This is a genomic window from Bradyrhizobium vignae, assembly GCF_004114425.1.
In the GTDB taxonomy this organism is placed as follows: Bacteria; Pseudomonadota; Alphaproteobacteria; order Rhizobiales; family Xanthobacteraceae; genus Bradyrhizobium; species Bradyrhizobium vignae.
Genome location: NZ_RDQF01000010.1, coordinates 46,455 through 59,057, shown reverse-complemented (window position 1 = coordinate 59,057; position 12,603 = coordinate 46,455). Strand labels below are relative to the sequence as shown.

The window sequence follows — 12,603 nt, the reverse complement described above, 5'->3', positions numbered from 1 at the left end:
CCCTAACCATGGCCGGCCATGGCAGGCACTTCGCCCGGCACCATGTCGTCGGGCACGGCGTCGTCCGGCCCCATCGCATGCTCGGGCCCAAGCTCGCCTTCCCACTTCGCCACGACCGAGGTCGCCAGCGTGTTGCCGATCACGTTGGTGGCGCTCCGACCCATGTCGAGGAAGGTGTCGATGCCCATGATCATCAAGAGGCCCGCCTCGGGGATGTTGAACTGCGCCAGGGTCGAGGCGATCACCACGAGGGAGGCGCGCGGCACGCCGGCGACGCCCTTCGAGGTGATCATCAGCGTCGCCAGCATCGCGAGCTGGGTGCCGAGCGGCATGTCGATGTGATAGCTCTGCGCGATGAAGACGGCCGCGAAAGTGCAGTACATCATCGTGCCGTCGAGATTGAAGGAATAGCCGAGCGGCAGCACGAAGCTCGAGATTCGCGACGAGGCGCCGAAGCGGTTGAGCGCCTCGAGCGTCTTCGGATAGGCTGCCTCGGAGCTCGCGGTCGAGAACGCGATCATCAACGGCTCACGAACCAGCTTCAAGAGATGGCTGTAGCGCGGACCGATGACGATGAAGCCGACGATGACCAGGATGGTCCACAGGATCGCCAGCGAGAGATAGAAGCCGCCCATGAACACGACGAGCTTCCAGAGCACCAGGAGGCCGTTCTTGGCCACTGTTGCGGTGATCGCGGCCCACACTGCGAGCGGGGCGAACAGCATGACGTAGGCTGTCACCTTCAGCATGATGTGGCCGACGTCGTCGATCATCGCCAGGATCGGCTTTGAACGTTCGGGCATGGAGCCCATCGCCACCGAGAAGAACACGGCGAAGATCACGATCTGCAGGATCTCGTTCTGCGCCATCGCGTCCGCGATCGAGGTCGGGATCAGATGGGTGAGGAATTTCTCGATCGAGAAGGCCGAGACCGGCAGGCCGGTCGATTGACCCGCCTGCGGCAGCGTGCCGGGGAAGTTGGCGCCGGGCTGCAGCAGATTGACCATGATCAGGCCGAGCAGCAGCGAGACGAAAGACGCGCTGATGAACCAGCCCATGGTCTTGGCGAAGATGCGGCCGAGCTTGGAGCCCGAGCCCATATGGGCGATGCCGCCGACCAGGGTCGCGAACACCAGGGGCGCGATGATCATCTTGATCAGGCGCAGGAACATCATGGCGATCAGGTTGATGGAGGACGCCCAGTCGGCGCGCGTGTCGGGCAGGAAATTGTAGATCGCCGAACCCATGATGATGCCGAGCACCATCGCCGCCAGAATGTATTGCGTGAACCTGTTGGACATCGCTTACCCCCACATACGCCGACGCTTCATGATGTCGCAGATATCCGAGCGACGCAACACGCTTTGCGTGCGACCGCGTTTTCACGATGTTCCCGTTGTGAAACGGGATGCGGCGATCTAGCCTTCATGCAGCGCACAACACATGCGGCCTGCACGTTTTGTTTGCGGCGACTGCATCAGTGATCGGCAGGACAATCAAAGAGGGAAACGCCATGAGCGGACATATCAATCGCCAGATTCTGCTGGTGGAAAAACCCAGCGGCAAGCTCGGCCCCGAGCATTTCAAGATGCTGGAGAGCACAGTGCCGGAACCGAAGGACGGCGAGGCCCTGCTGCGCGTGCGTTACATCTCGCTCGACGCCGCCAACCGCGCGTGGATGCACGGCGCGACCTATCGCTCCGCCGTCGAGGCCAACAGCGTGATGGCCGGCGGCGCCATCGCGGAGGTCGTGAGCTCGAAGGCCGAGGGGCTGGCGCCCGGCGACATCGTGTTCGGTGACACCGGCTGGCAGGAATTTGCCGCGGTGCCGGCAAAGCATCTCACCAAGATGCCGAAGCTCGAGCCGATGACCCATCTGCTCAGCGTGTTCGGCATCGCCGGCCTCACCGCCTATTTCGGTCTCCTGGAGATCGGCAAGCCCAGGGAAGGCGAGACGGTCGTGGTTTCTGCGGCCGCGGGTTCGGTCGGCTCGATCGTCGGGCAGATCGCGAAGATCAAGGGATGCCGCGTGGTCGGCATCGCCGGTGGCACTGATAAGTGCAACTGGCTGACCTCCGAGCTCGGCTTCGATGCTGCCGTGGACTATAAGGACGGCGCGGTGTTCAAGGCGCTGCGCGCCGCCGCGCCCGACGGCATCGACGTCTATTTCGACAATGTCGGCGGCGACATTCTGGAAGCCTGCCTGCCGCAGATGAACAATTACGGCCGCATCGCCTGCTGCGGCGCGATCTCGCAATATGACGGCACGCCCGCCGCGCACGGCCCGCGCGGCGTGCCCGGGCTGATCGTGGTGAAGCGGCTCGTCATGCAGGGCTTCATCGTGATGGATTACATGAAGGAGAGCCAGCGCGCGCTCGCCGACCTGCAAGCCTGGGTCAAGTCCGGCAAGCTGAAGGTGCAGGAGGACATCATCGACGGGCTCGAGAATACGCCGAAAGCGCTGATCGGGCTCCTCGCGGGCGAGAACCGCGGCAAGCGCATGGTGAAACTGTAGCGTCGCCCCACAGCGCCGTCCTTCGACACAATCTGCTTGCGGTCGCGGACAAAGCGGCCAATGATGCCATGCATCGCATGGCTCCCGACGATTGCAATCGCATCACTTTTTTTTAGAGCGCCGAACGGTCATTAGAGCGCTCCAGCTATAGGGCAGGAACTCATACCGATGTTCGGGAAATTGAAGCATGGCTCCACGCGCAGCGCATTGCTGGCAGCAGCAGTGCTGGCGTCTTCTTCGCGCGATCCGAACGCCGATAGCGCGCGCCTGCTGCCGCCGTCAGTTCCTTCCGCGTTGCCATGCTTAGCCACCCCATCTTCGCCCCCGCTCGCTCCCGATCCAAGGGAGCAATTTACGTGAGGCAACGGCTCAGCATCTGGTAACAATTAGGGCGAGGCAATGCGCGCTCATTGCCAAAAGTTTGTCGCGGATCTCGGGGGTAAGGTCGAGGTGGCCATGCCGTTCCATCGCCTCAATCAACGCAGGCATTAACGCCTTCAGCCGCTTCCCGCAGATCCGGTCTGACGCCTCCCAAAGGAGCACGAGCGCGTTGTGTTCTACCTCATTATACATTCGACGTCGCGCCCTTCGGCTTGGGCGCGCGTCTTCCTGACCTCGAAGTAGTCGCATCGCATGCTTGCGATGGAATCCGGTGATGTCGACGAACTCGTCCCGGTCGGACTTCATGGCACGTTGTTCGAGCGTGACGCCGGGCGGCGCGGAAGCGTTTCAATGCCTGCAGAAGAACATGTCCAGCCTGTCATCGGGATGCCAGACCGCCGTTCGCGCGCTCGAGCCCCCAGCGGCACCGAAGGCTGAAGCCGCTCCGGCGGCGCCGAAGACTGAAGCTGCGCCGGCGGCCCCCGCCGCACCGAAGGCCCAGGCGGCGCCTAGCACGCCGCCCGCTGAACCGGCCAGGCCGGCCGCGCCAGCGGTGGCGGCAAAGGCTGCCCCCGCCAAGCAGCCGAGCAGCGCGCAGGTCGCCGCCATCAAGAGCGCCTGCCGGTCCGACTATCCAAAAGTCTGCGCGAGCGTGACGCCGGGCGGCGCGGCTGCGCTCGAATGCCTGGAGAAGAACAAGGCAAGAGTCTCACCCTCCTGCCAAGGCGCGCTGAGCGCGGCATCCGGTCCAGCGGCTACGGCGGCACCTGCAGGTGCGGCTCCCGCGACTGCGCCCGCCGCGGCGCCGGCCACGATCGTGCTGCGGCCATTGCTGCCGCGCGAGGAGCTGTTCATCGCCAGATCGGCCTGCGGCGCCGATATCCGCACGCTCTGCGCCGGCGTGGCGCCCGGCGGCGGCCGGATCATACAATGCATTTCCAATCGGGCGGCATCGCTCTCGCCGGCCTGCAGAGAGGTACTCGCACCTTTCGCCGCGAGATAAGACGAAGCGGACTATGCACGTCCGCAGCACTGAATTGCGGCGGGTGGAGACTCAGTTTCGATCACGACAAGTCCGGGAGGACAACATGCGTTCATTGCTGCTCGTTGCTTCTGCTCTGTTCGCCTTCGCCGCAACCATGACGTTCGAGACCACCGATGCCAATGCGGTGGTGTGCGCCCGCGGCGTCTATCGCGCCGGCTGCGCCGGTCCGAACGCGGCCGTCGCGGTCCGCAAGCCGGTGCCCGCGGTCCGTTGCACCAGGGTGCTGGTGAACGGGGTCTATGTGAGGCGCTGCGTCTGACGCGCCCGGGTGGCCAATCCGGCCCGGTTTGGCTATGATTCGCATCTGACGTTTTCGGGCACCCGCAAACGTGGGCCTGAAGGCGAGCTATGGCGTGCCGGCCACGCCGATAATTCCGCTGGCGCCGGGCGCTGGAGCACATTAGTCTATCCCTAGATAGTAAGTATACTGTCAATTAGGGAGGCAGACGTTGCGGATCGCCGTGATCGGCGGGGGGCCCGGTGGGCTCTACTTCGCCTATCTCTGGAAAAAGCGCCACCCCGAGGATCAGGTCGACCTGTTCGAACAGAACCCGGCCGACGCGACCTGGGGCTTTGGCGTCGTGTTCTCTGACCAGGCCCTTGAGTTCCTGCGCGCCGACGACCCCGAGACGGTCGATGCGATCGCCCCGCATATGGAGAGCTGGGAGAACATCACGCTGAACCTGCACGGCGACAGCGTCGCCATCGACGGCGTCGGCTTCTCCTCGATCGGACGGCTCGAGCTCCTCAAGTTCCTGCAACAGCGCGCGCTCGACGCCGGCATCACGCCGCGGTTTGACACGCAGATTCAGGCCATCGACCAGCTCAATGGCCACGACCTGATCGTCGCCGCCGACGGGCTGAACTCGCTGGTGCGCCGGGCCTATGAGGGCGATTTCGGCACCTCATTGTCCTACTCCTCCAACAAGTTCGTCTGGTACGGCACCTCGAAACGTTTCGACACGCTGTCGCAGACCTTCGTGAAGACCGACCGCGGCACCTTCAACGCCCATCACTACCGCTATTCGCCGACCATGAGCACCTTCCTGGTCGAATGCGATCACGCGACATGGCAGGCCTATGGCTTCGCCTACAAGGACGTCGAGCAGTCCAAGGGCATCTGCGAGGAGGTGTTTGCCGACACGCTCGGCGGTCATTGCCTCGTCTCCAACAAATCAGTCTGGCGCAACTTTCCCTGGGTCTGGAACGAGCACTGGTCGTTCAAGAACATGGTGCTGCTCGGCGACGCGCTGCATTCCGCACATTTCTCGATCGGCTCGGGCACGCGGCTCGCGATCGAGGACGCCATCGCGCTGGTCAAGGCGCTGGAGTCGGATGTGCATCTTGCGACCGCGTTGCATCGCTATCAGGCTACGCGCAAGCCGATCGTGCAGAAGCTCGTCGATGCCGCGCGCACGAGTGCGTCCTGGTACGAACACTTCGCCGAGCACATGAAGCTTCCCCTGATGGACTTTGCCTATAGCTATATCACCCGCTCCGGCCGCATCGACGATTCCCGGCTGCGCGCGATGTCGCCGGCCTTCATGGCCCGCTACGAGGCGGCCAAGAACGGCGGAGATGCGCCATGAGCAACGAGATCAGAGACCAGGTGCCCGCAGACAGCCCCGGCGCGCGCGAGATCGGCTTTGCCATTCCTGAGATTTACAATGCCAGCCGCGTGCTGTTCGACAATCTCGGCAAAGGCCGCGGCGACAAGCTCGCGCTGATGGGTCCGGCAGGCACGCGGACCTATGGCGAGCTCTGCGGCGAAGCCTGCCGCTGGGGCAACGGTTTCGCCTCGCTTGGGCTGAAGCGCGGCGACCGCGTGCTCTTGTTCCTCGACGATACGCCGGCCTATCCGGCCGCGTTCTTCGGCGCCGTGCGTGCCGGCTTCGTGCCGCTCCTGATCAACACGCTGACGCCGCCGGATCTCCTGCAATTCTATCTCGCCGATTCCGGCGCGACTGTCGCGGTCGTCGAGTCCGAATTCTGCGCGCGCTTCAATGCAGAGGCCTGCAAGGACACGGGCCTGCGGACGCTGATCGTCACCAATGGCGGGGTGGGCGATCACGCGGCGCCGCGGGCAGCCGCCGCGGCAAGCTGGCTCGCGCAGTTCCCGACTGAGCTGGCGGAAGCGCCGACTCATCGCAACGAAATGGCGTTCTGGATGTACTCGTCCGGCTCGACCGGCCGGCCCAAGGGCATCGTGCATCTGCAGCACGACATGGCCTACAGCGAAGCCGCCTTTGCGCGGAACGTGCTGAGACTGACGCCCGATGACGTCTGCTTCTCGGTGCCGAAGATCTTCTTCGCCTACGGCTTCGGCAATTCCGTCACCTTCCCGTTCTCGGCCGGCGCCGCGACGCTGCTGCTGCCGGGCCAGCCGAAGCCTGCGTCGATCTTCGCGGCGATCGAGCAATACAGGCCGACGGTCTTCTTCGGCCTGCCGACGCTCTACACGTCGCTGACAAAAGCCGAAGGCGCGGACAAAACCGACTTCTCGTCGCTGCGACTGTCGCTCTCCGCCGCCGAGGTGCTCTCGGCCGAGGTCTTCAACGGCTGGAAGACACTCACCGGCCTCGAGATCGTCGAAGGTCTCGGCTCGACCGAGGTGCTGCACATCTATCTCTCCAACCGCCCCGAGCAGAAGAAGCTCGGTGCCGCCGGCTTGCGCGTGCCCGGCTACGAGGTCGCGCTGCGCGACACGGATGGAAACGAGGTCGGCGACAACGAGGAAGGCATCTTGTGGGTCCGCGGCGATTCCAACACGCCGCTGTACTGGAACCGGCCGGACAAATCGGCCGAAACCATTCGCGAGGGCGGCTGGATCTACACCGGCGACCGCTTCGTCCGCGATGCCGACGGCTTTCACTTCTTCCGCGGCCGCGCCGACGATCTCATCAAGATCTCCGGCCAGTGGGTCTATCCGCTCGAAGTCGAGCTCTGTCTCGCCGACCACCCCGACATCCGCGAATGCGCGGTGTTCGCCGCCGAGTTACCGGATCGTCGCATGACGCTGAAGGCGGTGGTGGTGATGAACGACCGCGCTGCCGATCAGGTCGAAGCGACGCGCAGGCTGCAGGATTACGTGAAGGGCAAGCTAATGCCCTACAAATACCCGCGCGAGGTGATTTTCATCGACGAGCTGCCGAAGACGGGCACGGGGAAGATCGACCGGCAGGCGTTGCTGCGGATGTGAGGGCAAGGACAGTCAGGAGCGCACTCGCGCCGCTACACAACCGCTGTCATCGCCCGCGCAGACGGGCGATCCAGTATTCCAGAGACGGCGCGGCTAGAATGGAGAAGCCGCGGCGTACTGGATTCCCCGCCTGCGCGGGGAATGACAGCGGAGTTAGAGCATGATCCCGAAAAGTGTGCAGCGGTTTTCCGAAAAGATCATGCTCAAACAATAACCCAAAGCGCGATGGTGATTCATCCTGATCCCATCGCGCTTTAGAGGCTGCAGCAGGGCCTCACCCGCCCTTCCCCAGATGTTCCAGAGCATCCTCGGCCCGCAGCGGGACGCGCGAGGCCTCGTTGTTGAGATCCACCAGTTGCGCCAAGAGCCCCATCAGCGTCTTGCGGTCTGCGGGATTCAGCGGCTCCAGCATCCGCGCCTGGGCCCGCTCGACGGCGGGGATGATCTCGCGCAGGATCGCCGCGCCTGACTTCGTCAGATACAGCAACTTGATCCGCTTGTCCTCGGGTGCCGGCTTGCGCTCGATAAAATCCTTGGCCAGCAGCCGCTCGATCACGCTGCCGAGCGTGGAGCGATCGAAGGCGATCACGGCCGAGAGCCGCGTCGCGTCGATGCCGGGATGAGTATGGATCGCGACCAACGCGGCATATTGCACCGGCGTGAGATCGAACGCCTTGCACTCCTCCATGAAGATCGAGACCGCGATCTGCTGCATGCGCCGGAACAGGTAGCCCGGCGCGGCATAGACGGCGTCCATCGTGATCGGAGCGGCAGGCTTATTCGGCATCGGGCTGCTTCTCCGGTGCGGCATCGGCAAACGCCGGCAGCGCCCTGGCGGCGGCCTCGGCCTTGAGCAGGCGCGGATAGGCCGAGACATCGACGCCGAAGCGGCGGGCATTGGCGAGCTGCGGCACCAGGCAGAGGTCGGCGAGCGTCGGCGCATCGCCGAAGCAGAACGGGACCGGCTCGTCCTTGATCAGCGTCTCGCAAGCCGCAAGGCCCTCGCGATTGACCCAGGCGGCCCAGTCCTGGACCTTCTCCTCGGGCAGGCCGAGCTCGCGCAACCGCGCCAGCACTTTCAGGTTCTGCACCGGATGGGTGTCGCAAGCGATCGCGAGCGCGAACGCGCGCACCTTGGCGCGCCGCAGCGGATCTTTCGGCAGCAGCGGCGGATTAGGGTGAGTCTCGTCGAGCCACTCGATAATCGCGACCGATTGGGTCAGCACTGCACCTGCATCGTTCTCCAGGGCCGGCACCAGGCCCTGCGGGTTGATGGCAAGATAAGCGGGCGCACATTGCTCGCCCTTGCGAAGGTGATGCGGCAGATGCTCGGCGCCAAGTCCCTTCAGGTTCAGCGCGATCCGCACGCGGTAAGCGGCGCTGGAGCGGAAATAGCCGTGCAGCTTCATTGGAACCCTCCCGTTTGTCATTCCGGGGCGATGCGTCAGCATAGAACCCGGAATCTCGAGATTCAGGGTTCACGCTTCGCGTGCCCCGGAATGACTGTCTTGTAGTTCACTCGTCGCATTGACGCTACCTAGATCGTAAGTATACTGTCAATTTAGAAACGAACAGGAGGCGCGCCATGGAAGCCGTGACCAAGACGCCGGAACGCGAGGCGTTTTACAAGAAGATCGACGGCGAGAATCTCACCGCGCTCTGGACGGTGATGAGCGACCTGATCACGCCGGAGCCGAAGAGCGCGTGCCGCCCTCACCTCTGGAAGTTCGGCGTCATCCGCGACTACATGACGGAGGCCGGCAAGCTGATCACCGCCAAGGAGGCCGAACGGCGCGTTCTGGTGCTGGAGAATCCCGGCCTGCGCGGGCAATCCAAGATCACGACCTCGCTCTATGCCGGCGTGCAGATGGTGGTGCCCGGCGACGTCGCGCCTGCGCACCGTCACAGCCAGTCGGCGCTGCGCTTCGTGCTCGAAGGCAAGGGGGCCCACACCGCCGTCGACGGCGAACGTACCGCGATGGAGCCCGGCGACTTCATCATCACGCCGTCGATGACCTGGCACGATCATTCCAACGAGACGAATGAGCCGATGTTCTGGCTGGATGGCCTCGATATTCCTTTGGTGCAGTTCTTCGACTGCTCCTTCGCCGAAGGCTCGAAAGAGGACCAGCAGAGAATTACAAAACCTGCCGGCGACAGCTTTGCCCGCTACGGCCACAACCTCTTGCCGGTCGACGTCAAGCGGAGCTCGAAGACATCGCCCATCTTCAGCTATCCCTACGCTTATACCCGAGAGGCCCTGGAGAAGGCCCGCGCGAGCCAGGACTGGGACGCATGTCACGGACTGAAGCTGAAGTTCAGCAACCCCGAGACCGGCGACTTCGCGATGCCGACGATCGGCACGTTCATTCAATTGCTGCCGAAGGGTTTTGGCACCGCGCGCTATCGTTCGACCGATGCGACGGTGTTCTGCCCGATCGAGGGCAAGGGACGCAGCCGCATTGGCGACACCGTTTTCGAGTGGGGCCCGCGCGACCTGTTCGTCGTCCCGAGCTGGCACTGGGTGACGCACGAGGCGGATGAGGACGCCGTGCTATTCAGCTTCTCGGATCGGCCCGTGCAGCAGAAGCTGGATTTGTTCAGGGAAGATCGCGGGAACGCGTGAGGCACTGGGGCTAACCACCCCGTCATTGCGAGCGAAGCAAAGCAATCCAGAATCTCTCCGCGGAGAGAATCTGGATTGCTTCGTCGCTTCGCTCCTCGCAATGACGGACGTGGCTACCGCCAGTGCAACAGCCGTATCTCCAGCCAGCCGATCACCTTTCCCACCGCCAGCCCGAATACCGAAAGGATCACCACGCCGGCGAGCAGCTGATCGGTCTGCATCAGATTGCCGGCCTGCAGCACGAAGGCGCCGATGCCGTATTGCGCGCCGATCATCTCGGCGCTGACGACGAGCAGCAGGGCCACCGAAGCCGTAATGCGGAAGCCGGCGAGGACGGCGGGCAGCGCGCCCGGCCAGATCACCTTGCGCACGATGGTGACGAAGGGCACGTTGAAACTCTGCGCCATCCGGATCAGGTTGCGCGGCACCGCATCGACGCCGCTATAGACCGAGATCGCGGTCGAGAAGAACACCCCGAGCGCAATGGTCGCGATCTTCGGCTCTTCGCCGATCCCGAGCCAGAGGATCAACAGCGGCAGCAGCGCGATCTTCGGGATCGGAAATAACGCCGAGATGAAAGTGATGCCGACGCTGCGCGCGAGCCGCGACAGGCCGATGGCAAAGCCGACGGCGACGCCGGCCGCTGTCCCAAGCAGCCAGCCGATGCCGATGCGCAAGAGCGAAGCGGACACATGCTGCCAGAGCGCGCCTGAGACCGCGAGCTGGTAGATCGCGCGCGCGATCGCCGAGGGCGCCGGCAGGAACAGCGGGTTGACGAGCTTGGTGCTGCCCGCCGCCTGCCATATCGCGATGACCAGCGCGAGCGCAATCCAGCCGCCGAAACGGCTCGAGGCAGGCACGAAGCCGGCGCCGCGGAAGTGGACGCGGCGCGTCGTCTCATCCTTCGCAGGCAGGCCGGCGCGATCAAGCATGCTGGACCTCGCGCTCGGCGTCGATGGCTTCGTTGCGGATCAGCGACCAGATCTGGTTCTGCAAGTCCAGCAGCTTTTCACGCGCAGTGATCTCGCCGCGCGCCGCCCGCGTCATCGGCACAGGCACGACTTCGCGGATGCGCCCCGGTCGCCGCGACAGCACAACGATGCGGTCGGCGAGCCGCGCGGCCTCTTCGAGATTGTGGGTGACGTAGACCGCGCCCATGCCGCCATCGGCGAGCAGACGGACGAAATCCTCCATCAGGAGCTCGCGCGTCTGCGAATCCAGCGCCGACAGCGGCTCGTCCATCAGCAGGATGGCGGGCTTCACCGCAAGCGCGCGCGAGATGCCGACGCGCTGGCGCATGCCGCCGGACAGCTGCTTTGGATAAGTCTGGCGGAAATCGGTCAGGCCGGTGCGGCGCAGGGCGTCCTCGACCAGCGCGCGGCGCTGGGCTGCCGAGAGCTGGGTGTGCAGCAACGGAAATTCGACGTTCTCCTCCACAGTTGCCCAGGGCAGCAGCGCAAAATCCTGGAACACGAAGGTCAGCGGATTGAGGCTGTCCGCCGGCGGCGCGCCGCGCAGCTCGGGCGCGCCGGAGGTCGGCTGCAGCAGCCCGCCGAGAATCGACAGCAGCGTGCTCTTGCCGCAGCCGGAGGGCCCCACGACTGCCACCACCTCGCCCGCGCTAACGGTGAAAGAGATATCGTCGAGCACGGCGAGATCGCCGAAGCGATGGGTGATGTGGCTGGCGATCAGGTCCATGCGGCACCTTCGATTCGCGCCGCGTCATCCCGAGGTGCGAGCATTGCGGTGCAAATGCACCGCGATGGGAGCCTCGAAGGATGACGGGTTTGGAATGGCGCTCGCCGCATCAATCCGCCTTCACATAGTCTTTGGCGATGATCCCGTTCGCGTCAAAACCCTTGTCCGCGAATCCCTGCTCCTGCAGCCATTTGATCTGGTTGTCGACGTTCTTCACATCCAGCTTGCCCTCGGGATCGATATAGGCGCAATTGCCGACGACCTGCTCGACCGGCAGATTGGTGTACTTGGCGATGATCTCCAGCAGCGGTTTTGTCTGCTCATTGATCGGCGCAACGCCATCTTTCATCGCGGCGAGAATGACGTCGTGGTACTCGCGGTCGGCCTTCGTCAAAGCGCCGAGCAGCTTGGTCACCAGCGCCTTGTTGGTCAGCGTCTTCGGCGAGGCGAACACCGCCCCTAACTGCCACGGCGTCTCGTCGCCGACCCAGCCCAGAAACTTCGCGCCGCCCTCGTCCATCAGCTTTCGCGCAGTGGAGACGGGTAGAAGCGCGGCATCGACGGTTTCGCCTTTCAGCGCGGCGGCCGCATTCGACAGCGATTGCAGCGGCACGATCTTCACATCCGCGAGCTTGAAGCCGTATTTGTCGGCGAGCAGGCCGAGCGAATAGTGAAAGCTCGATCCGACCTGCGTGACCGCAACGCGCTTGCCCGCGAGATCCTTCGGCGTCTTCAAGCCCGCGGCGAAGGCATTGTTGCTGGCGAAATAGCCGATCAGGGGATAGCCGGGCTTCTCGCGGCTCATGCCGCCGATCACCTTCAGCACGCCCTTGCCGGCGAGATTGTAGAGGCCCGCAGTGAAGGCGGTGACGCCGAAATCAACGTCGCCGGAGGTGGTGGCCACCGCGATCGGCTGCGCCGCGTCGAAGAATTTCAGTTCGACCTCCAAGCCGGCGTCGCGGAAGTAGCCCTTGTCCTGCGCGATGAAGACCGGCGCGGAGGATGACAGGCGGAGCACGCCGATCTTGGCCTTCAGCGCGTCCTCGGCCCGCGCGGTGCCGATCGCCATGATCGCCACCAGGCCTGCCAGCGCAAGCCGCACTATCCCGATCATCCCGTTCCCTCCACCGTCGTTGTCT

The 12,603-nt window shown here is 64.2% G+C and carries 11 protein-coding genes and 2 pseudogenes; 6 read left to right on the top strand and 7 right to left on the bottom strand.

Annotation, left to right across the window (positions count from 1 at the left end; genetic code table 11):
* Nucleotides 1-2: 2 nt before the first annotated feature.
* Nucleotides 3-1,301 carry a dicarboxylate/amino acid:cation symporter gene (locus EAV90_RS11230; RefSeq protein ID WP_129143421.1) on the bottom strand — a complete coding sequence of 433 codons (1,299 nt, stop codon included), beginning with the start codon at nucleotides 1,299-1,301 and terminating at the stop codon, nucleotides 3-5.
* 212 nt (nucleotides 1,302-1,513) lie between these two features.
* Here EAV90_RS11230 and EAV90_RS11225 point away from each other — a divergent pair, with 212 nt between their 5' ends.
* Nucleotides 1,514-2,515 carry an NADP-dependent oxidoreductase gene (locus EAV90_RS11225; RefSeq protein WP_129143420.1) on the top strand — a complete coding sequence of 334 codons (1,002 nt, stop codon included), beginning with the start codon at nucleotides 1,514-1,516 and terminating at the stop codon, nucleotides 2,513-2,515.
* A gap of 402 nt (nucleotides 2,516-2,917) precedes the next feature.
* Here the strand turns inward: EAV90_RS11225 and EAV90_RS11220 are convergent.
* A pseudogene (locus EAV90_RS11220) lies at nucleotides 2,918-3,190 on the bottom strand (ISNCY family transposase); the annotation flags it as partial.
* Between EAV90_RS11220 and EAV90_RS11215 the strand changes: the two are divergent.
* The 4 genes and pseudogenes from EAV90_RS11215 to EAV90_RS11200 form a co-directional block, all read left to right on the top strand.
* Nucleotides 3,180-3,899, top strand: a pseudogene (locus EAV90_RS11215) (cysteine rich repeat-containing protein); the annotation flags it as partial. The pseudogenes EAV90_RS11220 and EAV90_RS11215 sit on opposite strands and share 11 nt — an antisense overlap.
* A gap of 85 nt (nucleotides 3,900-3,984) precedes the next feature.
* A complete protein-coding gene (locus EAV90_RS11210; RefSeq protein ID WP_129143418.1) occupies nucleotides 3,985-4,200 on the top strand; it encodes a hypothetical protein in 216 nt (71 codons plus the stop codon).
* 190 nt (nucleotides 4,201-4,390) lie between these two features.
* Nucleotides 4,391-5,530, top strand: coding sequence for an FAD-dependent monooxygenase (locus EAV90_RS11205; protein ID WP_162500088.1), 1,140 nt, complete (start codon nucleotides 4,391-4,393; stop codon nucleotides 5,528-5,530).
* Nucleotides 5,527-7,140, top strand: a complete 1,614-nt coding sequence (locus tag EAV90_RS11200; protein ID WP_129143417.1) for a benzoate-CoA ligase family protein — start codon at nucleotides 5,527-5,529, stop codon at nucleotides 7,138-7,140. The genes EAV90_RS11205 and EAV90_RS11200 overlap by 4 nt, the downstream gene beginning before the upstream one ends.
* Nucleotides 7,141-7,414: 274 nt before the next feature.
* Here the strand turns inward: EAV90_RS11200 and EAV90_RS11195 are convergent, their stop codons facing one another.
* The gene (locus tag EAV90_RS11195; protein WP_164936874.1) at nucleotides 7,415-7,927 is read right to left on the bottom strand and encodes a MarR family winged helix-turn-helix transcriptional regulator; all 513 of its coding nucleotides are present in this window, start codon (nucleotides 7,925-7,927) and stop codon (nucleotides 7,415-7,417) included.
* Nucleotides 7,917-8,549 carry a maleylacetoacetate isomerase gene (gene maiA, locus EAV90_RS11190; protein ID WP_129143415.1) on the bottom strand — a complete coding sequence of 211 codons (633 nt, stop codon included), beginning with the start codon at nucleotides 8,547-8,549 and terminating at the stop codon, nucleotides 7,917-7,919. Before maiA ends, EAV90_RS11195 begins: the two co-directional genes overlap by 11 nt.
* Before the next feature lie 176 nt (nucleotides 8,550-8,725).
* On the opposite strand from maiA, the gene gtdA reads away from it, so the two are divergent.
* Nucleotides 8,726-9,766: a gentisate 1,2-dioxygenase gene (gene gtdA, locus EAV90_RS11185; RefSeq protein ID WP_129143414.1), complete on the top strand. Its 1,041-nt coding sequence runs from the start codon at nucleotides 8,726-8,728 to the stop codon at nucleotides 9,764-9,766.
* 113 nt (nucleotides 9,767-9,879) lie between these two features.
* Here the strand turns inward: gtdA and EAV90_RS11180 are convergent, their stop codons facing one another.
* The 3 genes from EAV90_RS11180 to EAV90_RS11170 all read right to left on the bottom strand — a co-directional run bounded on the left by EAV90_RS11180 (nucleotide 9,880) and on the right by EAV90_RS11170 (nucleotide 12,578).
* Complete coding sequence (locus EAV90_RS11180) at nucleotides 9,880-10,698, bottom strand: ABC transporter permease (protein WP_129143413.1); 819 nt, start codon at nucleotides 10,696-10,698, stop codon at nucleotides 9,880-9,882.
* On the bottom strand, nucleotides 10,691-11,464 hold the full coding sequence (locus tag EAV90_RS11175; RefSeq protein ID WP_129143412.1) for an ABC transporter ATP-binding protein: 774 nt from the start codon (nucleotides 11,462-11,464) through the stop codon (nucleotides 10,691-10,693). Before EAV90_RS11175 ends, EAV90_RS11180 begins: the two co-directional genes overlap by 8 nt.
* A 109-nt stretch (nucleotides 11,465-11,573) precedes the next feature.
* Complete coding sequence (locus tag EAV90_RS11170) at nucleotides 11,574-12,578, bottom strand: ABC transporter substrate-binding protein (RefSeq protein WP_129143411.1); 1,005 nt, start codon at nucleotides 12,576-12,578, stop codon at nucleotides 11,574-11,576.
* Between the last annotated feature and the right edge of the window lie 25 nt (nucleotides 12,579-12,603).

Bases quoted from the DNA above. Each gene is read 5' to 3' on its own strand.
- EAV90_RS11230 (WP_129143421.1), bottom strand. From the start codon at position 1,301: ATGTCCAACAGGTTCACGCAATACATTCTGGCGGCGATGGTGCTCGGC.
- EAV90_RS11225 (WP_129143420.1), top strand. From the start codon at position 1,514: ATGAGCGGACATATCAATCGCCAGATTCTGCTGGTGGAAAAACCCAGC.
- EAV90_RS11210 (WP_129143418.1), top strand. From the start codon at position 3,985: ATGCGTTCATTGCTGCTCGTTGCTTCTGCTCTGTTCGCCTTCGCCGCA.
- EAV90_RS11200 (WP_129143417.1), top strand. From the start codon at position 5,527: ATGAGCAACGAGATCAGAGACCAGGTGCCCGCAGACAGCCCCGGCGCG.
- EAV90_RS11195 (WP_164936874.1), bottom strand. From the start codon at position 7,927: ATGCCGAATAAGCCTGCCGCTCCGATCACGATGGACGCCGTCTATGCC.
- maiA (WP_129143415.1), bottom strand. From the start codon at position 8,549: ATGAAGCTGCACGGCTATTTCCGCTCCAGCGCCGCTTACCGCGTGCGG.
- gtdA (WP_129143414.1), top strand. From the start codon at position 8,726: ATGGAAGCCGTGACCAAGACGCCGGAACGCGAGGCGTTTTACAAGAAG.
- EAV90_RS11180 (WP_129143413.1), bottom strand. From the start codon at position 10,698: ATGCTTGATCGCGCCGGCCTGCCTGCGAAGGATGAGACGACGCGCCGC.
- EAV90_RS11175 (WP_129143412.1), bottom strand. From the start codon at position 11,464: ATGGACCTGATCGCCAGCCACATCACCCATCGCTTCGGCGATCTCGCC.
- EAV90_RS11170 (WP_129143411.1), bottom strand. From the start codon at position 12,578: ATGATCGGGATAGTGCGGCTTGCGCTGGCAGGCCTGGTGGCGATCATG.